General features: G+C 64.3%; 18 protein-coding genes. 13 read left to right on the top strand and 5 right to left on the bottom strand.

Features of this window, described 5'->3' with window-relative positions:
- The first annotated feature begins 333 nt into the window (after positions 1-333).
- Positions 334-1,002, top strand: a complete 669-nt coding sequence (locus DCO45_RS02175; protein ID WP_116924277.1) for a DUF4375 domain-containing protein — start codon at positions 334-336, stop codon at positions 1,000-1,002.
- 57 nt (positions 1,003-1,059) lie between these two features.
- Here the strand turns inward: DCO45_RS02175 and DCO45_RS02180 are convergent, their stop codons facing one another.
- Positions 1,060-1,581 (bottom strand): cytochrome C5, encoded by a 522-nt coding sequence (locus DCO45_RS02180; protein ID WP_116924278.1) that lies wholly within the window; start codon positions 1,579-1,581, stop codon positions 1,060-1,062.
- 205 nt (positions 1,582-1,786) lie between these two features.
- Between DCO45_RS02180 and DCO45_RS02185 the strand changes: the two genes are divergently transcribed.
- Positions 1,787-3,025 carry an MFS transporter gene (locus DCO45_RS02185; protein ID WP_116924279.1) on the top strand — a complete coding sequence of 413 codons (1,239 nt, stop codon included), beginning with the start codon at positions 1,787-1,789 and terminating at the stop codon, positions 3,023-3,025.
- 63 nt (positions 3,026-3,088) lie between these two features.
- Here DCO45_RS02185 and DCO45_RS02190 read toward each other — a convergent pair whose 3' ends face one another.
- Positions 3,089-4,657: a hypothetical protein gene (locus DCO45_RS02190; protein WP_133247997.1), complete on the bottom strand. Its 1,569-nt coding sequence runs from the start codon at positions 4,655-4,657 to the stop codon at positions 3,089-3,091.
- A gap of 203 nt (positions 4,658-4,860) precedes the next feature.
- Between DCO45_RS02190 and DCO45_RS02195 the strand changes: the two genes are divergently transcribed.
- Positions 4,861-7,053, top strand: coding sequence for a TonB-dependent siderophore receptor (locus tag DCO45_RS02195; RefSeq protein ID WP_116924281.1), 2,193 nt, complete (start codon positions 4,861-4,863; stop codon positions 7,051-7,053).
- A 100-nt stretch (positions 7,054-7,153) separates the two neighbouring features.
- On the opposite strand, the gene DCO45_RS23135 is transcribed toward DCO45_RS02195, so the two are convergent.
- Entirely contained in the window at positions 7,154-7,450 is a 297-nt protein-coding gene (locus DCO45_RS23135; protein WP_232539382.1) for a hemin uptake protein HemP, read from the bottom strand.
- 251 nt (positions 7,451-7,701) lie between these two features.
- Between DCO45_RS23135 and DCO45_RS02205 the strand changes: the two genes are divergently transcribed.
- Positions 7,702-8,958, top strand: a complete 1,257-nt coding sequence (locus tag DCO45_RS02205; protein ID WP_207788036.1) for an MFS transporter — start codon at positions 7,702-7,704, stop codon at positions 8,956-8,958.
- Between the two features lie 26 nt (positions 8,959-8,984).
- Here DCO45_RS02205 and DCO45_RS02210 read toward each other — a convergent pair whose 3' ends face one another.
- Positions 8,985-9,248 carry a YlcI/YnfO family protein gene (locus DCO45_RS02210; RefSeq protein ID WP_116924282.1) on the bottom strand — a complete coding sequence of 88 codons (264 nt, stop codon included), beginning with the start codon at positions 9,246-9,248 and terminating at the stop codon, positions 8,985-8,987.
- A gap of 184 nt (positions 9,249-9,432) precedes the next feature.
- On the opposite strand from DCO45_RS02210, the gene DCO45_RS02215 reads away from it, so the two are divergent.
- The 3 genes from DCO45_RS02215 (at position 9,433) to gudD (ending at position 13,159) form a co-directional block, all read left to right on the top strand.
- Entirely contained in the window at positions 9,433-10,434 is a 1,002-nt protein-coding gene (locus DCO45_RS02215; RefSeq protein WP_243419211.1) for a LacI family DNA-binding transcriptional regulator, read from the top strand.
- 175 nt (positions 10,435-10,609) lie between these two features.
- A complete protein-coding gene (locus DCO45_RS02220) occupies positions 10,610-11,605 on the top strand; it encodes a tripartite tricarboxylate transporter substrate binding protein (RefSeq protein ID WP_116924284.1) in 996 nt (331 codons plus the stop codon).
- 201 nt (positions 11,606-11,806) lie between these two features.
- Positions 11,807-13,159, top strand: coding sequence for a glucarate dehydratase (gudD, locus tag DCO45_RS02225; RefSeq protein ID WP_116924285.1), 1,353 nt, complete (start codon positions 11,807-11,809; stop codon positions 13,157-13,159).
- Positions 13,160-13,225: 66 nt separating this feature from the next.
- Here gudD and DCO45_RS02230 read toward each other — a convergent pair whose 3' ends face one another.
- A complete protein-coding gene (locus tag DCO45_RS02230) occupies positions 13,226-14,086 on the bottom strand; it encodes an IclR family transcriptional regulator (protein ID WP_260719781.1) in 861 nt (286 codons plus the stop codon).
- 120 nt (positions 14,087-14,206) lie between these two features.
- Here DCO45_RS02230 and DCO45_RS02235 point away from each other — a divergent pair, with 120 nt between their 5' ends.
- The 6 genes from DCO45_RS02235 (at position 14,207) to DCO45_RS02260 (ending at position 20,052) form a co-directional block, all read left to right on the top strand.
- The gene (locus tag DCO45_RS02235; RefSeq protein WP_116924286.1) at positions 14,207-15,211 is read left to right on the top strand and encodes a tripartite tricarboxylate transporter substrate binding protein; all 1,005 of its coding nucleotides are present in this window, start codon (positions 14,207-14,209) and stop codon (positions 15,209-15,211) included.
- A gap of 71 nt (positions 15,212-15,282) precedes the next feature.
- The gene (locus tag DCO45_RS02240; RefSeq protein ID WP_116924287.1) at positions 15,283-16,206 is read left to right on the top strand and encodes an amidohydrolase family protein; all 924 of its coding nucleotides are present in this window, start codon (positions 15,283-15,285) and stop codon (positions 16,204-16,206) included.
- A complete protein-coding gene (locus DCO45_RS02245) occupies positions 16,203-17,222 on the top strand; it encodes a tripartite tricarboxylate transporter substrate binding protein (protein WP_116924288.1) in 1,020 nt (339 codons plus the stop codon). Before DCO45_RS02240 ends, DCO45_RS02245 begins: the two co-directional genes overlap by 4 nt.
- Before the next feature lie 69 nt (positions 17,223-17,291).
- Positions 17,292-17,978 (top strand): RraA family protein, encoded by a 687-nt coding sequence (locus DCO45_RS02250; RefSeq protein ID WP_116924289.1) that lies wholly within the window; start codon positions 17,292-17,294, stop codon positions 17,976-17,978.
- Positions 17,975-18,904: an NAD(P)-dependent oxidoreductase gene (locus DCO45_RS02255; protein WP_116924290.1), complete on the top strand. Its 930-nt coding sequence runs from the start codon at positions 17,975-17,977 to the stop codon at positions 18,902-18,904. The genes DCO45_RS02250 and DCO45_RS02255 overlap by 4 nt, the downstream gene beginning before the upstream one ends.
- Positions 18,905-19,044: 140 nt before the next feature.
- Positions 19,045-20,052, top strand: a complete 1,008-nt coding sequence (locus DCO45_RS02260) for a tripartite tricarboxylate transporter substrate binding protein (RefSeq protein ID WP_116924291.1) — start codon at positions 19,045-19,047, stop codon at positions 20,050-20,052.
- The last annotated feature ends 11 nt before the right edge of the window (positions 20,053-20,063 follow it).

The following is a 20,063-nucleotide window of genomic DNA, read 5'->3' on the forward strand; positions in this document are numbered from 1 at the left end:
AGAAATTTACGGCAAATATAGTACGAGAGACACTCCAAACATTCTCTTTTAAAAATTACAATCAGCGACTTGTAATAATGAAATATATAAATGAAAAATGATATTCATTTCTGCATTAAGCAAAGAAGTTTGGATTAAAACAAATATCAAAATTTGATTTACCTGTTACGCAACAATGATTTGAAACCACCAGGTTTACATGTTGTTTACAGTTGGGCCTTTACGGGTAGGAGGGCGCTCAAGATAAGGCGCGGGCAGCACCCTCGCCGAAACGGGATCTCCCTTAAACTCATCCGCTGTTGGGGGCAGGTTTGCGCCCCGGAAAGGCCATGCATGAAGCACGACGGGCATGCCGTCGTCGGATCTCCGATCACCGACGTCATCTTTGAAGAAAAGCGCGTTTTGCTGCTGCTCGATGACGGCCGCCAGCTGGCCGCTCCGCTGTCCTGGGTGGGGCCCAAGGTGCTTGCGATGAACGCGCAAGAGCGATCGCAATGGGTGGCTACCGCGGACGGGCGCGGCGTCAACTGGCCCAGCGCCGGTCAGACCTCGGCTGACGGCGCACTCAATGTCTGGACACTGGAGCAGGATGCGCTGTTTGAAGCGGCGTTGGCCGAGCTAAAGGCCTTGGACTGGAAGGCGGACCAGCTCAATCACCGCAGCCGGGCGCTGGTGGCCTTGTGGCGCCTGGTGGCCGATGGCTACAACGGCGGCCTGCTGCAGTTTCTGGGCAACTGGGGCATGGCCGAGATGGATGCGGCCCTGGCTGCGCTTGCCCAGATCCGGGCCAGCGCCACGCTCGCGGTAGTCACCGCGTTCTGGCGCCTGGTGGGCCCCATTGCCCAGTCGGACGAGGTCAACACCATTGATGATGTGTACCGCGCAGTGGCCGGTGACTTGTCTGAGCAGATTGAAGAACTGGACGAGCAGTTCTGGGAAGCGGCCGAGGAACTGGTCCAGCGGGTGCCGCAATATTTTGGGCCGGCGCCTTCGGCCGCCTGATGCGCGATGCGCAACCCACACGCAGCCCTGGGACGAGGGCTGCAGTGCGCTGGTGCGCTACTTGTCGTTGTTGGCGCTCAGGTTGTCCAGCAGATCATCGAGCGACTTGAATTCGATGGTCTCCACACCATCGTTCTCGTCAATGGAGATGTCTTCCAGCAGCAGCTCCTCGCACAGCTGGGCCCGCACCCAGCACTGCGGAAACTGCTTGGGTGCGACAAATGACAGCAGCACGGCATCGGCAAAAACGGCCACCGAATGCAGGCGCAGGTCATTGCGCAGATCGGTGGGCTCTTGCACCTCATCGTCTTCAACGGCTTCTTCTACCTCCAGCGCAATGTCGTGGACCAGCGCCGTCCACTGATCGGCTGGCATCGCCAAAAAGCGCTGGGTATTGGCGATAAGGGCATCGACATCCATGTCCGGGTTGTCGGCCAGCTCCGGGTCGACATTGACATGGATATCGGCCCCTGCGGCATGGAACCGCACGCTGCCCACCACAAAGCCGTCGTCGGCTTGCACGTCGTTCAAAAGCTGGCTCGCGGCTATCGCGTCACGAAGATGGGCAATCTGTGTCATGGGGGCCGTCCTTGCGTTGAAGTGAATGGCCATCATAAGCGGCGGCCGGCCACGCATCTACCCTGCCCGCGAATGACTGTCATTCGCTCAACTGGCACAAATTCGATATTTCTTGTCCTGCTTGCGCGATTGCGCCAGCGCATCTTCCCGTAGGCTTGCCGCTTGCCTGATTTTTTTGCCTGCCCAGGTTTGCCCGCCCGACGCCATGACCGCTGATACCGCCACCCTCAACCCCTCGCCTGCACTGGCTGCAGCACCTGCAGATACTCAGCAGCACGGCTTTTTATTGCCGATTGTGGGCGGCGCCGCGCTCGCCCACCTGCTCAACGACATGATCCAGGCGATGCTGCCGTCGATCTTTCCGATGCTCAAGGCGAGCTTTTCGCTCAGCTTTGGGCAGATTGGCGTGATTGCGCTGGTCTACCAGGTCACCGCATCGCTGTTGCAGCCATGGATTGGCATGTACACCGACAAGCACCCCAAGCCCTACCTGCTGCCCTCCGGCATGGGCATGACCTTGATCGGCATTGGCCTGTTGGCCACCGCGCAGAGCTACGAGATGCTGCTGGTGGCCGCCGCCGTGGTGGGCGTGGGCTCGGCCACCTTCCATCCCGAGGCCTCGCGCATTGCGCGCCTGGCATCGGGCGGCCGCTTTGGCACGGCGCAGTCCAGCTTCCAGGTGGGCGGCAATACTGGCTCTGCCATTGGGCCGCTGCTGACGGCGGCCATCGTCATCCCCCATGGCCAGCCAGCGGTGGCCTGGTTCATGGTGGTCGCCCTGGTCGCCATCTTTGTGCTGTACCGCCTGACCATCTGGGTGCGCCACAACGGCAGCGCCAAGGCCCAGAGCCTGGCCAAGAACCATGCGGGTGAAGGCCTCAACCGCGCGGGCGTCATCCGCGCCGTCATGGTGATCTGCATTTTGATGTTCGCCAAGTTTGTCTATATCGCATCGTTCACGAACTACTTCACCTTCTACCTGATCGAGCGCTTTAACCTGAGCGTGCAAAGCAGCCAGCTGTTTCTCTTCATGTTCCTGGCCGCTGTGGCAGCGGGCACCTTTGCCGGCGGCCCGGTCGGTGACCGCATCGGCCGCAAGGCCGTTATCTGGATCTCGTTTTTGGGCGTGGCGCCGTTTGCGCTGGCTCTGCCCTATGTGGGCCTGGTGTGGACCGCCGTGCTCGCCATCGCCATCGGCCTGGTGATGTCGTCCGCCTTTGCCGCACTGGTGGTGTATGCGCAAGAGGCCGTGCCCGGCCGCGTGGGCCTAGTCTCGGGTTTGATGTTTGGATTGATGTTCGGCATCGGCGGCGTCGGTGCCGCGGGCCTGGGAGAGCTGGCCGATGTGCATGGCATCGTCTGGGTGTATGGCCTGACCTCGTTCCTGCCGCTGCTGGGGCTGGCGACCGCGTTCTTGCCGGATACGCGGAAGAAGCGCACATAAGGTCTTGATGAGCGCCCGGCATCTGCTGCAAGGGGCTGGTTGCCCAGCCCCTCATCGCAGGCATTACTCCAAGGGAACGTCCCCCAGCCCCATCAGGTTGCCATGGCGGTCGCGGACCTGCAGCGCATAAGACCCTCGATTGCCTGCTTGCTGGAACAATGACGCGCGGTAGACCTTGCCGTCACGGTTCCACACGCAAACGCCTTGGGGGAGAAACTGTGGGTTAGACCGCCAGCAGCGCACTGCCCCATCTGCACTGAGGGTGTACTTTCCTTCTACACGCGACAAGGTGATTGCTTCATTCACCCGCTGTTTGCCGCTTTCTGCGTCGAATCGCAGCCACCATTGACCCAACAGACTTCGCGCATCCAGTACACCTGGCTCCATGGCCATGCGCAACATTGGCTTGCGCACCTCGTCTGGAAACGCTATACCGCCCTCAATCCGAGATGACGACTGAGCAGTCGGTTCCAGAACCACAAAATCCAGCGTGAGATCGCCAACGGCCTGCGCCAATTCGGCACTGGCCGATGGCCCACCCAATGGGCGGCCACCCCGGTATCGGTTCAGGCCAAAGCTTGTTTCTCTCCCCTGGAATTCACCGCTTCCCATATGGAAAGTGGCGTCGCCGTTGGGCAGGTAGTTGAACACCTGGGCAAGCGCCATCCCGTTTTGAACATCAATAGCAATACCGCGCCCAGGCTTAAACGTCACTTCGTCCCGAACCAGCCAGGTGCCGCTGCTGGGGGTCTGCTTTGCGCTGCAGCCGGAGATATCTCCAACATATATATCCTGCCAGCCCGGGCAGGCTGCAATACCCCCGCGATCATCCCCCCCGACTGCAGCCCCGTTGAGAGAATAGGTCTGCTTTACGCCCTGACTGATCACCTCCGCCACACCCACCAAATCCACATTGGCAATGCGCAATCTCATTGATTGAACAAAGGGATGCGGATCATATGGGGCCTGCGTCTCAGTACTTGTGCAGAGGTATTCATCCTTGCCGGTCACCTGCGTGCAATCGAGCGTTTGCCCGGGATAGTCTCTGAGCTCGGAAACCCAGACTTTCCACTGCTTATCCTGAGTCAGCTTGCCCACACTGATGCCTGCAAACCACTGTGGATTCTGGCTGGCATCCAGCATCGTGCTCTGAAAATAACGTGTCTTTCCCTTTTCCCAATAGCGGGATAGGTAGTCCTCGCTTCGCATCTCAAAGCGCTGAATCGCCCGTGCGGGCTCCCCTGGAAACTGCACCGTTCCCTGCAGCCCATTGCTAAAACTGACTGTCACATTGCCTGACGATCCCAGTTCTTGCGCATCCCTTGCATCACTGCCAAAGCTGCGCCCCCCTTGGTACTGCATCAGCGGTGCAGTAACGGTGTCGCCATCCATCTGCCCGGTAGCCGTGTAGAAAGTGGCGTCGCCATTCGTCTCATAGCCAAATACCTGCATAAAGAAGGTATTGCCTTGCACATCAATCGCCAGGCCCCGGCCCGGTTTTCCATCCAATTCTTCGGTAATGGCCCAGGTGCCGGCCTGGGGGGTAAAACTGCGAGCAGCCCAACCCATGCTGCTTGCGAGCGCCAGCACGCTAGCAACAACGGTAGAACGGATACCCATGGCTTTATTCAAATTTATCTCCTGATATTCATATCAGTATATGGACCTTTCCTCGCCCCGTGCTTACAGCGGAACCTGAGTCTCCAGACGCAGGGCTCGCACCAAATTCAGCGGCGGGTGATCCCATAAATACAACAAAAAGTTGCAAACATGACATCTGATGAATACGATTGAGAATGATTCTTGTTCATTAAAGTCATAGCAACGTCATTCTCATGTCACATACAACCCAACTCAGACACCAACCTAACCTGATCGTCCTGGCCTTGATGGCCGCTGCCGCCAGCGCTGGGGCATCGGCCCAGCAGGCCCAGCCAGCGCAATCAGCAGCACCCGCGCAGGAGGCGGGCGCCAGCACAGAGGCCAGCGCACCCGTCAACCTGCCCCAGGTCACCGTGCGCGACCGCTATGAGCGTGAAGACCTCCCTGCGCTCGCGCCCGGGCGCAAGGCAGCCAAGGGGGCACGGCTGGGCATTCTGGGGGCGACCTCGATCATGGAGGCGCCCGTGCACGTCAATGCCTACACACGCGAGCTGGCCGAGGACTGGTCGGCGCTGTCGCTGCAGGATGTGCTGGAAAACGATGCGGCGGTGGTCTTTACCACCAACAAGGGCCATTTGCTGCAGAACTTCAACCTGCGCGGGCTCGATGTGACGGCGATGGACATAGCGACCAATGGCCTCTACGGCATTGCGCCGGCCAACTCGGTGCCGATCGAGATGTTCGAGCGGGTCGAGGTGATGCGCGGCCCCAATGTGCTGCTCTCGGGCATGCCGCCGCTCGCCAGCGTGGCCGGCTCGGTCAATATGGTGACCAAGCGCGCGCTGGCCCAGCCGATTGCCGACCTGACCGCCACCTATGTGTCGGACTCGTACTACCAGCTGCATGCCGACGTGGGCAAGCGCTTTGGGCCCGAGCAGCGCCTGGGCCTGCGCTTCAATGGCGTCTATGGATCGGGCGATATGGGCGCCGAGGACGAAAAGCAAAAGCGCAATGTGGGCGCGCTGGGCCTCGATTACCTGGGCGACAACTTCCGCCTCTACCTGGATCTGTACAACAGCGTCAACAAGATCGATGGCGGCAGCCCCGGCATGTTCAGCTTTTTGGGCAGCGCAGCCATCCCCGGTGTGGGCACCCTGCTCTCACCGCCAGATGGGGATGTGAACCTGTTCAAGGGTACGCATGGCAAGTACGACAACAGCGGCTTGCTGGCCCGGGCCGAGTTTGACTTCAGCAAAAACTGGCAGGGCTATGTGGCAGCGGGCGGGTCGGAGGCCGAAGGCCAGGGCCTGCTGTTTGGCACGCGCGCCATTGTGACCGGCGCAGACGGCACCACGCGCGGCGCGATCTACAACGTGCACACCAAGTCCGAGCGCCGCACGGCCGAGGCGGGCGTCATCGGCAAGTTCGACACCGGCAGCGTGCAGCACCGCCTGCAGCTGTCGTTCAACATCCTCAAGCACAAGGAAGGCACGGTCAACACGGCCTGCAACTACTGCTACACGACCAATATGTACCGGCCGACGGAGCCCGCCTTCCCCGCAGCACCCACCTTCAAGGACTACACGACGGAGAACGAATTCCGCTCGGTGGCGATTGCCAACACCATGGGCTTTTGGGATGAAAAGCTGTTGCTGACCCTGGGCCTGCGCCACCAGACGGTGAAGACGCCGCTGGTCAATGGCGTGGCCTCCAACTACAGCGAAAGCCGCACCTCGCCAATGGTTGCCGGCGTGCTACGCCCCTGGGGTGAGAACATCGCGCTGTTTGCCAACTACACCGAAGGCCTGGAGCCCGGCCGCACCGTGGGCACCGGCTTTGCCAACCAGGGCGACACGCTCGCGCCGATGCAGACCAAGCAAGGCGAAGTGGGTGTGAAACTGCAGGCCGGTCAGACCACGCACACCATCAGCGCCTTCCAGATCAAGAAGCCCTCCATCGTCACCAACAGCGCGAACTTCCAGGTGCTCGATGGCGAGCAGCGCCTGCGCGGGCTGGAGTGGAGCGCGTTTGGCAAGCTGAGCGAGAGCGCGGCGCTGCTGGGCGGTGTGGAGTACATCCAATCCAAGCAGACCAACACCGGGCTGGAGAACTATGGCGTGCCCAAGCTGCGCACCCGCATTGGCCTCGATTGGGACACCCCCGTGCAAGGCCTGTCGGTGGGCGGGCGCCTGTTCCATACCGGCTCGCAATGGGCGGACTCGGGCAACCGCCTGAAGGTGCCATCCTGGAACCGCATTGACGCGATGGCCCGCTACGCCACCAAGTTCGGATCGACGCCTGTGCGCTTTAACGCCAGCGTGGAGAACCTGACCAACAAGAACTACTGGATCGGCATGTTCAACGATGGCTTTGTGATGCCGGGCGCGCCGCGCACCTACCGCTTGTCGGCCACCGTGTCGTTCTGATCACCACAAAGGCTCTGGCCATTGCCAGAGCCCACAAACACCACAGCCCGCTGGCCATTGCATGCCAGCGGGCTGTGTTTTATCAGCGGTGTGGAGCGCTTTACTTCGTCAGGATCAGCTTGCCCAGCTTGGTGGCCTGCAAGGTGTAGACGGAGCCGTTATGGGCGATCTGCACGGTCTTGTGGCCGGCCAGCAGGCTGGCGCTGTCCACGCTGCGCACCTGCAGGTTGGCATCGTTCAGCGGCCGGGGCTGCAGCGCAATGGTGAGTGGCTCGCCAGCATGGGACTCGGCCTCGCAGGCAGCGGGCGTATCGGCTGCGTCCTGCGGCTGTGGCACAGCTGGGCGGCGGAGTTGCAAGGTACGGCGGGCGCTGGTCGCGGCATGCAAAGTGGTCATGGTGGCGCTCATGGCGGGTTGGTGGATGGTCAGGCAGATGCAGACAGCTGCACCCGAAGGAGGGAAGAAAAGCAGCAGAAGCACGCGGCACCGCTGCCCGTTGGCCCCCACAACGCCAGGGCGTTGGCAGCGCCGCAAACGGCGCGCATGGCGGGATGACGTTCATCACAAGAGGGGCAAATCACAGGAACCGAGTTTATCATTAAATGAGATTGATTATCATTTAAAGACCATGTTATTGAAGGAGTCTGATGCCCGTCCCGTCTACCTCGGCGAGCCCCGCCCGCCCATCCGATGCGGCCCCGTCCACGGCGCCCGTGCGCAGCTTCAGCATGCGGCCGCTGATGTTCGAGAACTTTGTCTGCACCTTGTCGATGATGTCCTTTGTGGCGCTGATCGGCCCCATCGCCAGGCTGCTGGGGCTGGCGCCCTGGCAGGCCGGCATGGCGGTGACCGTGGGGGGCCTGGCCTGGGTACTGCTGGCACGGCGCTGGGGGGCGGCCAGTGACCGCTGGGGCCGGCGCCCCATCCTGCTGCGGGGCCTGGGCGGCTTTGTGGTCTGCTATGCATTGCTGTGCAGCTTTATCGTGTTTGCCTTGCGCAGCCAGCCGCCCGTGTGGCTGGCCTTTGCCGGGCTGGTGCTGCTGCGCGGCATGGCCGGGGGCTTTTATGCCGCCGTGCCCGCCACCGGTGCAGCGCTAGTGGCCGACCATGTGCCCGGCCCGCAGCGTGCGGCGGCCATGGCCACCTTGGGCGCCGCCAGCGGCATCGGCATGGTGGCGGGCCCCGGCGTCACCGGCCTGTTGGTCGCGCACAGCCTGGAGCTGCCGCTGCTGATCACCGCCGTGCTGCCCGCCCTGGCCTTGTTGGTACTGTGGCGCTGGCTGCCGCGCAGCGAGCAGCACGCCAACCCGCCCACCGGCCCCCTCAAGATCAGCGACCCGCGCCTGCGCCGCCCGATGGCCGTGGCCTTTTGCGCGATGTTCAGCGTGACCATTGCCCAGGTCGTTGTGGGTTTTTTTGCGCTGGACCGGCTGCAGCTGGACGCCAGCGCCGCTGCCCGCGCCGCCGGCATAGCGCTGGCCGTTGTCGGTGTGGGCCTGATCCTCGCCCAGCTGGCCGTGCGCAAACTGGGCTGGACCCCGCAGCGCCTGATCCGCGCCGGCTGCGCCCTGTCTGCGCTGGGCTTTGCGTCGCTGCTGCTGGCCAGCACGCCCTGGGCGCTGTGGGCCGGCTACCTTTTAGGCGCCGCCGGCATGGGCTGGGTCTTCCCCTCCGTCATGGCACTGGCCGCCAATGCCGTGGGCGCGCATGAGCAAGGCGCCACTGCCGGTACCGTTGCCGCAGCCCATGGCCTGGGCATGATCCTGGGGCCCCTGGTGGGCACCCTGGTCTATGACCTGCACCCGGGCGCGCCTTATCTGCTGGTGGCGGTGCTGCTGGTGCTGGTCGCGCTGTGGCCTGCGCGTGCGCCAGTATCAGCGCTGGAGGTAAGGCGGGTGGGTTGAGATCCAGCTGTCTGACATTGAGAGGTTCATTTGCGCTGCCTGGCTGCGGCCAGCTTGGCCTCCAGGCGGGCAATCACGACCTGTGCAGGGATGCCAGGAGCAGCACTGTTGTGCCGCGTGGCGGCCAATCCCCGCTGCAGCAATCCCGCCTGTGCTTGCCGCTGCTGGATCTCGCGGCGGACAGCGGTCTCGACAAAAGACGCCAGGCTTTCGTTCTGCGCCAAGGCACGCGCCACCTCGTCCATGAAAGCGGGCTCGACGCAGATGGATGGGATGGTGGCAGTCTTCATAGGTAGATCCTGGAGTGCAAGTGAATGGATCCTCGGCCATTAAACCTCTGAGTGCGTATGGTTGGCAGGGGGCGACTACCGCCCGCCAAAGCTGGCTCAAATACCATCCCAATCCCACTGCACCGCCCCGCAGCACCAGCATGGACTACGATAGCGGCACTTTCAGCCGCCATCATCCCTGCCCGTGCAACCCACTGACCGACCGTCCAAGATCCAAGATGTAGCCCGCGCTGCGGGCGTGTCTGCGATGACGGTGTCGCGGGCGATCAACCACCCTGAGCGGCTCAACCCCAAAACCTTGCAGCGCGTGCGCGATGCCATCGCCAGCATGCGCTATGTACCCAATGCGCTGGCCAGCGGGTTGCGGCTGTCGCGGGCGCGGCTGGTGGCGGCCTTGCTGCCGACCTTGGTGGGGCCCGTGTTCCAGGAGCTGATCCAGTCGCTCGACCATGCGCTCAACCAGCACGGCTACCAGCTGATGATTGGCCGCACCGGTTATGACGCCGCGCAGGAAGCGGACCTGATCCGCGCCATCATCCAGCGCCGGCCCGATGGCATTGTGATGATCGGCATGGCCGCCTCCGAAGAAGGCCGGGCGCTGTTGCAGGCCTCGCGCATTCCGGTGGTGGAGACCTGGGATCTGACGGACACGGCGATCGACATGCTGGTGGGCTTTTCGCACAGCGCGATTGGCCAGGCGGTAGCGGCGCATTTCATCGCCAAGGGGCACCGGCAGCTGGGCATGGTCAGCGGCGACGATGCGCGGGCCCGGGTGCGCGTGGCGGCCTATGCGCAGGCGGCGCAGGCGGCAGGCCTGCCCGAGGTGACGGTGGCCTACACGCCGGCGCCCAGCACCCTGGGTGGTGGGCGGCGCGGTCTGGCCGAGATCCTGGCCCAGCGGCCCGAGGTCACCGCCGTTTTCTGCAGCTCCGATACCTTGGCATTGGGTGCCTTGGTCGAGGCGCAGCACCAGGGCTTGCAGGTGCCGCAGCAGTTGGCCGTTGTCGGCCTGGGCGACCAGGAGTTTGCCAAGGACACCGCCCCACCCCTCACCACCGTGCGGCTGGATGGCACCCGCATTGGCCAGCTGGCGGCCGACATGATTGTGGCCCGCACCCTGGACCAGGCAGTCGATGCGCAGCGTGTCGATATAGGCTTTTCCATCACCCAGCGCAGCAGCGGCTAAACAGCCACCCCCGCAAAACTCCCAGCCCTTCCGCACTGACAATATCGGGTAATTACCGATTTCTCAGCCAAAGTTAACGTTAACAATACGACAAATTCAAATGTTAACGTTAACCATTCGAAGCGACACATCGCTCAGCCAGATTTCAGCAACGCCTTAAAAGCAGGAGACAAACATGAGCACCACCCCAAAACCAGGATGGAAAAAAATAGCGGCCCTCGTCTGCGCCAGCGCTGCGGCCTTGGCCGCCAGCCCCAGTGCCTGGGCCTGGCCGGACAAGCCAGTCACCATCATCGTGCCCTTCCCCGCGGGCGGCGCGACCGACACGGTGGCGCGTGCGATTGGCAACAACCTGGGCCAGCAGTGGGGCCAGTCGGTGGTGGTGGAAAACAAGGCCGGCGCGACGGGCAGCATTGGCGCCGCCCAGGTGGCGCGCGCCCCGGCCGATGGCTATACCTTGCTGGTCTCGTCCTTGGCACCGCTCGTGGTGGCACCCCATCTGATCAAGGGCCTGCCCTATGACCCGACGCGCGATTTCAGCTACATCACCGTGGCGGTACAAACGGCCAATGTGCTGGTGGTCAACCCCAGCCTCGCCCCCAAGGTCAACAACGTGCAGGATGTCATCGCCATGCTCAAGGCCAAGCCCGATACGGTCAGCTTTGCGACCTCGGGCGCGGGATCGTCGGACCACCTGACTGCCGAGCTGTTCTGGCAGAAGACGGGCACCAAGGGCCTGCATGTGCCCTACAAGGGCGGCGCGCCGGCCACCGCTGATCTGCTGGGCAGCCAGGTGGACATGTCCTTCCAGAACGTCAACAGCGTCTTCCCCCATATCAAGTCGGGCAAGCTCAAGGCCATTGCGGTCACGGGCAACAAGCGCTCTGCCGTGCTGCCCGATGTGCCGACGATGGCAGAAGCCGGCATCGATGGCATGGACGTCTATGCCTGGCAAGCCTTTGCCGCACCGAAGAACCTGCCCGCCGATGTCCGAACCAAGCTGCACGACGGCATTGTCAAAGCGCTGCACGACCCAGCTGTGAGCAAGCAGTTCACCGACATGGGGCTGGAGATTGTCGGCAACAGCCCCGAGGCCTTTACCGAGTTCCAGCGCAAGGAGTTTGCGCGTTGGAAGCAGGTCATCACCACCGGCAACATCACCGCACAATAAGAGCCACTAACACAACCCTTGATACGTCGTTGCCTGGCCGGCCGCGCCAAGCCTTGCCGTACTACCGTACTGTCTGCGACTTGGCGCCTCGTCTCAACCGCAAACCTGCGGTTTGCTGGGCCGTGTTAGCGGCTCAAAGCAACAGCCCCCCGAGCCCAACACGCCCGCTGCACAACCTCCAACATTGACCCTTAGCCCACCATGCAAGCCACCACATCCGCGTCGCCCTCTTCCACCCCCCGCATCACCGGCTACCGCGTGGTGCCCGTGGCCGGGCATGACAGCATGCTGCTCAACCTGAGCGGCGCCCATGCGCCGTTCTTCACCCGCAACCTGCTGATCCTGACCGACAGCGCAGGCCGCACAGGGGTGGGCGAGGTGCCGGGTGGCGAGAGCATTCGCAATACCCTGGAAGACGCGCGCGAGCTGATCCTCGGCCAGCCGGTGGGCAACTACAACGCCATGCTCAACGCGATGCGCAGCAACTTTGCGGGCCGCGACAGCGCAGGCCGTGGGCTGCAGACCTTTGACCTGCGCACCACCATCCATGCGGTGACGGCAGCAGAATCGGCACTGCTCGATCTGCTGGGCCAGCACCTGGGCGTGCCAGTCGCTGCGCTGCTGGGCGAAGGCGTGCAGCGCACCTCGGTGCAGATGCTGGGCTATCTCTTCTATGTGGGCGACCGCGAACTGACCGACCTGCCCTACCAAAGCTTTCCCGACGAGGCCGATGACTGGAAGCGCCTGCGCCATGAAAAAGCCATGGACCCGCAGGCCATCGTGCGCCTGGCCGAGGCCGCCTATGCGCGCTATGGCTTTGAGGATTTCAAGCTCAAGGGTGGCGTGCTGCGCGGTGAGGACGAGGTCGAAGCCATCCGCGCATTGCATGAGCGCTTTCCGAAGGCCCGCATCACCCTGGACCCCAATGGCGGCTGGTTGCTCAAGGATGCGGTGCGCATCACCCGCGATCTGCACGGCATCCTCGCCTATGCCGAAGACCCTTGCGGCGCAGAAGAGGGCTTCTCCGGCCGTGAAGTGATGGCCGAGTTCCGCCGCGCGACCGGACTGCCCACGGCCACCAATATGGTCGCCACCGACTGGCGCCAGATGGCGCATTCGCTGTCGCTGCAATCGGTCGATATTCCGCTGGCCGATCCGCACTTCTGGACGCTGTCAGGCTCGGTGCGCGTGGCCCAGCTCTGCCAGGCCTTTGGCCTGACCTGGGGCTCGCACTCGAACAACCATTTCGATGTGTCGCTGGCCATGTTCACCCATGTGGGCGCTGCCGCGCCCGGCAAGGTCACCGCCATCGACACGCACTGGATCTGGCAAGACGGCCAGGGCCTCACCAAGCAGCCGCTGCAGATCAAGGGCGGCTATATCGAGCTGCCGCAACAGGGCGGCCTGGGCATCGAGCTGGACATGGACGCCGTCGAGCGCGCGCACCAGCTCTACCTGCAGCACGGCCTGGGTGCCCGCGATGATGCGATTGCCATGCAGTACCTGGTTCCGGGCTGGCGCTTTGACAACAAGCGCCCTTGCATGGTGCGCTAAGCCGCTGCAGCAGTCCCCCGTTCGACGTGCCGCGCGAGGGACGCCGCAGCCACATCCGCGCAGGACTCAGGGGTGCCAGTGGCTGGCCCGCACCAGGGTCGCAGACGGCCCCGTATTGCCCGCCAACGCATAGGACAGCTGGTTGGCAGCTGCGATGACCGTCGTGGACATCTCTTCGAGCTTTTGCTGTGGCAGGCGCGAGGCGGGGCCGGAGACGCAGACGGAGCCCAGAAGCCGCCAGTGCTTGCCAAACACCGGCGCGGAGATGGTGGCCACGCCCTGCTCGCGCTCGCCAATCGACCAGTGAAAACCGCGCTGGCGGATGGCTTCGTACAAGTCGCCCGGCTCGCCCGAAAACGCCAGAATCACCCGCCCTGGCGAGCCCTTGTCCAGCGGCAGCCCCTCGCCCATGCGCGCATGGTGGCGCAAGGCCTGCGGGCCTTCCACCCGCACCAGGCAGGTGCGCACATGGCCTTCGCGCACATAAAAGGCGGCGCTCTCGCCGCTGGCCACCGTCAGCGCGCGCAGCGCCGGCTCCAGCACGTTTTGCACATCAAAACCGGCTTGGTAACGCGCGCCCAGCCAGCCCGCTGCCGGGCCCAGGCGCCAATCGCCATCTTCCCGCTGCACCAGGTAGCCCGACTGCGCCAGGGTGCGCGCAATGCGCAGCGCCGTGGTCTTGTGCAGGCCGCAGCGCCGGCTCAGCTCGGCCAGCGGCAGATGCGATTCGCCCAACGCAAAGGCATCGATCAATTGCATGGCACGCAACACCGCAGTGACGGTGCTGGTCGACGATGCGCCCTCCTCTTGCCCCGCATTTGCAACGGCCTCGGCACCGACTAGGTCGTCCTCCACCAGCTGCGTGACAACGGGGCCGGGTTTCGCCTTGGATCGGGCTGCGGGTTTGCGCTGATACGGGTTGCCCATGGTGCAATGTGTTTCATTGGTTGAAACGGCATTGTACCCCTTGAAACTTTTTTTTAAAGTAGCGCACCGATTGGCAGCAGACCAAAAGGCCACACCAACACAACGATACGGAGACAACGTATGACGATCACGACACGAGCGATTTCGATCTCGGCGCGCCTGTGCCGCCTGGCGCTGGGCACAGCGGTACTCGCCGCAGCAGCCACCGGCGCCTACGCCCAAAGCAATTACCCGGCCAAGCCCATCCGTTTGTTGGTGCCCTTTCCGCCCGGCGGCGGCACCGACATGATTGCCCGCGCCGTGGCGCAAAAGGTTACCGAGAAGAATGGCTGGAATATCGTCGTGGACAACCGCCCCGGCGCCGGTGGCAACCTGGGGGTGGACGCCGCCGCCAAGGCCGCGCCCGATGGCTACACACTGGTGATGGGCCAGACCAGCAACCTGGCCATCAACCCGGCGCTGTACAAAAAGCTGCCCTACGACCCGCTCAAGAACCTGACCCCGGTCGCGCTCGTCTCCTCGTCGCCAATCCTGATGGTGAGTGGCGCAGGCACCCCGCTGCACTCGATCGCCGAAGTTTTGAAGTCTGCGAAAGCCAAGCCCGATACCGTCACCGTGGGCTATGCCGGCAATGGCACCGTCGCCCACCTGGCCGTCACCCAGATCGAGCAAGCCACTGGCGTCAAGCTGCGCCATGTGCCCTACAAAGGCATTGCGCAAGCGATCACCGACCTGTCCGGCGGCCAGATCGACCTCTTTGTTGGATCGATCCCCTCCCTGATCGGCCAGGTGCGCAATGACAAGCTCCAGCCGCTGGTGGTGACCTCCAAGCAGCGCTCGGGCGAGTTGCCCTCCACGCCAACGATGGCCGAGTCCGGCAGCAAGGACTTTGAGGCCATTACCTGGTTTGGCATCCTGGCCCCGGCCGGCACGCCAGATGCGATCGTGCAAAAGCTCAACCTGGCCATCAATGCCGCGCTGGCCGAGCCCGATGTGGTCGAGAAGCTGCGCTCCGAAGGCGGCGATATCCTGGGCGGCAGCGCGCAAGATTTTGGCAAGCTGATGCATGCCGAAGTGCCCCGCTGGGCCAAGATCGTCAAGGACTCAGGCGCCAGCCTGAACTAAGGCCGCAAGCACACCGGCCCGCGCCCAGCCCCCCTCCCCCAACACCACCCCGTTCACCCAGAGCCCGCGCCATGCACCGCGATAGCTTGGCTGTGCCCGTCCGTTTCTCGGCAGGTACCGCCGTACCCTCCACCCCGCTGCCCGGCGGCGCCTGCGACTGCCATATCCATGTGTATGACAGCCGTTATCCCAGCGCAGCGGGCGCCAGGCTGCTGCCACCCGACGCCTCGGCGCAGGACTACCGCGCGCTGCAGCAGCGCATCGGCACCACGCGTGCCGTGCTGGTCACCCCCTCCACCTATGGCACGGACAACCGCTGCATGCTCGAAGGCCTGGCAGCGCTGGGCAGCCAGGCCCGGGGTGTGGCGGTGATCGACGGCACGGAGAGCGATGCCCAGCTGCAGCGCCTGCACCGCCTGGGCGTGCGCGGCGTGCGGCTCAACCTGTCGCTGGGCGTGGCGGGCACGGTGGCGGCGCTCAGGCCGCTGGCCCAGCGCATTGCTCCGCTGGGCTGGCACCTGCAGCTGTTGATGGCGCCCGATCTGCTGCTGGGCCAGGCGGCCGTGCTGCGCGAGCTGCCGGTGCCGTTAGTGTTTGACCACTTTGGCCGCATCGCGCCGGCCATGGCGGGCAGCGCTGCGCACGGTCTGCTGCTGGAGCTGCTGCAGCGCGGCCAGGCCTGGATCAAGCTGTCGGGCGGCTACATCGTCAGCGACCAGCACAGCGTGGAAGACCCGGCGCTGGATGCGCTGGCCGCCAGCTACCTGCGCGCAGCGCCCCAGCGTGTGCTATGGGGCAGTGACTGGCCCCATGCCACCGCGTCGGCCGGTGTGCAAGCCATGCCCGATGACGCGCGCCAGATCGACCGCCTGGCCGACTGGGCGCAGCACAGCGCAGGCAGCGGCACCCTGCAGCGCGTGCTGGTCGACAACCCGGCCGCGCTCTACGGCTTTGGCCCTTGGCCGATTCATAAAACACTTCGGAGACTGACATGACCACATTCCTAGCAACTACCCCCTTCCTACAGCGCGCACGCCGCGGCCTGCTTGCCGCTGCAGGCGCAGCGCTGCTGGCCAGCCTGGGCGCCACGCCCGCGTTGGCCCAAGGCGACTGGCCTGCCGACAAGGTCATCACCTGGGTCGTGCCCTACCCGCCCGGTGGCAGCACCGATGTGCTGGGCCGCAATGTGGCGCAGCGCATTGGCACGGCGCTGGGCACCAACGTGATTGTGGAAAACAAGGCGGGCGCCACCGGCACCATCGGTGCGGCCTGGGTCGCCAAGGCCGCGCCCGATGGCTACACCTTACTGGGCACCTCGATCGGCCCGCAGGCGATTGCGCCGCACCTGATGGGCAAGCTACCCTATGACCACATTGCGGCCTTCGAGCCCGTGGCCATCCTCGGCACCATCCCGCACATGCTGGTCGTGGGCGCCAAGCAGCCCTTCAAAACGGTGGCCGATCTGGTCGCTGCCGGCAAGGCCCAGCCCGGCAAGCTGGCCTATGCCTCGGGCGGCAACGGCACCATCTTGCAGATGCAGGGCGAGCTGCTGCAGCAGCAGACCGGCGCCCGCTTTATCCACATCCCCTACAAGGGCGACACCCCGGCCTTGCAGGACACCCTGGGCGAGCAGGTGCAGTTCATGTTCGCGCCCGTAGCCGCTGCACTGCCCCATGTGCAGGCCGGCAAGCTGCGTGCGCTGGCCGTTACCTCTGCCAAGCGCCTGCCTGCGCTACCTGATGTGCCGACGATGGGCGAAGTGGGCATGAAGGACTTTGTCGTCGAGCAATGGCAGGCCGTGTTTGCGCCGGCCAAGACGCCCCAGGCCGTTGTGCAGCGCCTGAACCAGGACATCAACCAGGCATTGAAAGACCCCGCCGTCGTGGCACTGGCCGACAAGCTGGGCATCAGCCTGGTGGGTGGCACACCCCAGCAGCTGGGCGCGCTGCAAAAGGCCGATTCGGCCAAGTGGGCCCAGGTCATCAAAGACGGAAACATCAAGGCCGAGTAACCAAAGCCGATAAGGCGCCAGCCATTCCCGACACCCCATTTTTTTTATCCCTCCCAACGGACCAACACCATGAGCCAACTTCCCGACATCATCCGTGACATCGAGCGCGTCAGCGCCGACGTCGTTGCCAAGGCCAGCAGCTTCCAGGCCGCCATTCTGGCCGACGTGGCCGGCCGCCGCGGCACCATGCATGCACGGGTGGCACCCGTCCACCAAAACATGCAGGTCGCAGGCCCGGCCTTCACGGTCGAGGTGCGCCCCGGCGACAACCTGATGATCCATGCCGCCATCGCGCTGGCCAAGCCCGGCGATGTGCTGGTGATCGATGGCAAGGGCGACCAGACGGCCGCGCTGATGGGCACCTTGATGCTCAGCGCCTGCAAGAAGCGGGGCCTGGCAGGGGTCATCGTCGATGGCGCGATCCGCGACAAGCTCGAAATCCTGGAGCTGGACTTCCCCGTGTTCAGCGCCGGCTTCAACCCCGCTGGCCCCACCAAGTTTGTGCCCGGCCGCATCAACCACCCGATCTCGGCCGGCGGCACCACGGTCAACCCGGGTGACCTGGTCGTGGGCGACGCCGATGGCGTGGTCGTGATCGAGTGCGCCAAGGCGCCTGCGATGCTAGCCCTGGCCGACAAGAAAGTGGCCGATGAAGCCGCCCGCATCGACGCGATTGCCCGTGGCGACACGGCATCGAAATGGCTGCCCGCTGCGCTGCGCGCGGCCGGCGTGCTCCAGGAAGGAGAATCGCTGTGAAACCCGCCATCATCGTCACCGGCGCCGATCTGGCGCAGCAAGCACTGAACCTGCTTGGCGGCTACGAAGTCATCTACGCCGGCAAGACACCGACCGAAGACGACCTGGTCGCGCTGGCGAGGCAATATGACCCGGTGGCCATCATCGTGCGCTACGGCAAGGTCGGCGCAACGGTCATGGATGCGGCCCCGTCGCTCAAGGTCATCTCCAAGCACGGCAGCGGTACCGACACCATCGACAAGGTGGCCGCCAAGGCACGTGGCATCGAGGTCGTGGCCGCCGTGGGCGCCAATGCTGCGGCCGTGGCCGAGCAGGCCTTGGCGCTGCTGCTGGCCTGCGCCAAGTCCGTCGTGGCGCTCGATGCACGCATGCATGCCGGCCACTGGGACAAGGCCACGCACAAGAGCCTGGAGCTGGGCGGCCGCACCATTGGCCTGGTAGGGCTGGGCGCCATCGGCCTGCGCTTTGCCAAGATGGCCGATGCGCTGGGCATGCGCGTGATCGGCTTTGACCCCTTTGCCAAGAACCTGCCAGCCTATGTGCAGAGCGTGGACCTGGACACCCTCTGGCGCGAGGCCGATGCGATCTCGCTGCACTGCCCGCTGACGGAAGAGAACCGGGGCATGCTCAATGCCAGCAGCCTGGCGCAGTGCAAGCGCGGCGTCATCGTTGTCAACACCGCGCGCGGCGGGTTGATCGACGAGGCCGCCTTGCTCGATGCCGTGCGCGCGCGCCAGGTGATGGCTGCGGGCCTGGACAGCTTTGCCGTGGAGCCGATGGCCGCCGGCCACCCCTTCCAGCGCGAGCCGCACTTTGTCCTCAGCCCCCACATCGGCGGCGTGACCAGCGATGCCTACGTGAACATGGGCGTGGGCGCAGCCCAGAACCTGCTGGCCGTGCTGGCCAAGGCGCCAGCCACGGCCTGAGGCACTGGCTGGATCACGGGCAAGCCAGCGTTGCTTGCCCTTGCCTAACAACGGGCCGGGCATGCACCCGGCCCCAGCAAACACTAAGAGGCTGCAAGCATGCGACCCGTTAAGGAACGCCTGAAAGACAGGAGACAAAGATGAAGCAGGTTTTTAACCGCCGCTGGCCGATGGCGCTTGCGGCCCAAGCGCTGGGCAGCATCGCCTTGGCAGCAGGCATGGCAGGCGCGCTGCCCGCCCAGGCGCAAAGCCCCTGGCCCGACAAGCCCATCAAGCTCGTCGTGCCCTACCCGCCCGGCGGCAATGCCGACAACACCGCGCGACTTTTGGCCACCCAGCTGGGCAGCCGGCTAGGCCAGCAAGTGATCGTAGACAACCGCCCCGGCGGCAGCGGCACGATTGGCGCGGCGGCGGTGGCCAAGGCTGCGCCCGACGGCTATACGCTGCTGCTCGATGCGACGGCCTTTACCGTCAACCCCAGCCTGTTTGCCAAACTGCCCTACCAGCCGGCCAAGGATTTCGCGCCGATCTCGCTGATCAACCAGGTGCCCTTGCTGCTGGTGGTGCCCGCCAGCTCGGCACTGCATACGGTGGCCGACCTGAGCCGTGCCGCGCAGGCCGCGCCGGGCAAGCTCAGCTATGCCTCGGCCGGCAACGGCGGCGCGCAGCATCTGGCGGCGGAGCTGTACAAGCAAGGCGCCAAGCTGGAGATGACGCATATCCCCTATCGCGGTGGCGCGCCGGCGCTGACCGATCTGATCGGCGGCCAGGTGGATGTGATGTTCAGCGCCACCACGGCCAGTGGCCCCTTTGTCAAAGGCGGCAAGCTGCGCGCGCTGGCGATCACCTCCGCCCAGCGCAGCGATGGCTGGGAGCAGCTGCCGACGATGGCCGAATCGGGCCTGGCCGGTTTTGAGGTGAACGAGTGGAATGGCCTCTTTGCCCCGGCGGGCACACCGCAGCCCGTGCTGCAGCGGCTGGAGGCCGAAACCCGCGCCATCGTGGCCAGCCCCGAGATGCAGAAACGCTTTGCCGAACTGGGTGTACAAGGCGTAGGCTCCAGCGCGCAGGCCTTCTCGAGCTTTGTGCAGGCCGAAACCGCCAAATGGGCCGGCGTGATCCGCGCCAGCGGCATTCGCATGGATTGAGAAAGAGACAA

The sequence above is a fragment of the Comamonas sp. JNW genome (assembly GCF_003105075.1).
Classification (GTDB): Bacteria; Pseudomonadota; Gammaproteobacteria; order Burkholderiales; family Burkholderiaceae_C; genus Comamonas; species Comamonas squillarum.

Bases quoted from the DNA above. Each gene is read 5' to 3' on its own strand.
- DCO45_RS02175 (WP_116924277.1), top strand. From the start codon at position 334: ATGAAGCACGACGGGCATGCCGTCGTCGGATCTCCGATCACCGACGTC.
- DCO45_RS02180 (WP_116924278.1), bottom strand. From the start codon at position 1,581: ATGACACAGATTGCCCATCTTCGTGACGCGATAGCCGCGAGCCAGCTT.
- DCO45_RS02185 (WP_116924279.1), top strand. From the start codon at position 1,787: ATGACCGCTGATACCGCCACCCTCAACCCCTCGCCTGCACTGGCTGCA.
- DCO45_RS02195 (WP_116924281.1), top strand. From the start codon at position 4,861: ATGTCACATACAACCCAACTCAGACACCAACCTAACCTGATCGTCCTG.
- DCO45_RS23135 (WP_232539382.1), bottom strand. From the start codon at position 7,450: ATGACCACTTTGCATGCCGCGACCAGCGCCCGCCGTACCTTGCAACTC.
- DCO45_RS02205 (WP_207788036.1), top strand. From the start codon at position 7,702: ATGCCCGTCCCGTCTACCTCGGCGAGCCCCGCCCGCCCATCCGATGCG.
- DCO45_RS02210 (WP_116924282.1), bottom strand. From the start codon at position 9,248: ATGAAGACTGCCACCATCCCATCCATCTGCGTCGAGCCCGCTTTCATG.
- DCO45_RS02220 (WP_116924284.1), top strand. From the start codon at position 10,610: ATGAGCACCACCCCAAAACCAGGATGGAAAAAAATAGCGGCCCTCGTC.
- gudD (WP_116924285.1), top strand. From the start codon at position 11,807: ATGCAAGCCACCACATCCGCGTCGCCCTCTTCCACCCCCCGCATCACC.
- DCO45_RS02230 (WP_260719781.1), bottom strand. From the start codon at position 14,086: ATGGGCAACCCGTATCAGCGCAAACCCGCAGCCCGATCCAAGGCGAAA.
- DCO45_RS02235 (WP_116924286.1), top strand. From the start codon at position 14,207: ATGACGATCACGACACGAGCGATTTCGATCTCGGCGCGCCTGTGCCGC.
- DCO45_RS02240 (WP_116924287.1), top strand. From the start codon at position 15,283: ATGCACCGCGATAGCTTGGCTGTGCCCGTCCGTTTCTCGGCAGGTACC.
- DCO45_RS02245 (WP_116924288.1), top strand. From the start codon at position 16,203: ATGACCACATTCCTAGCAACTACCCCCTTCCTACAGCGCGCACGCCGC.
- DCO45_RS02250 (WP_116924289.1), top strand. From the start codon at position 17,292: ATGAGCCAACTTCCCGACATCATCCGTGACATCGAGCGCGTCAGCGCC.
- DCO45_RS02260 (WP_116924291.1), top strand. From the start codon at position 19,045: ATGAAGCAGGTTTTTAACCGCCGCTGGCCGATGGCGCTTGCGGCCCAA.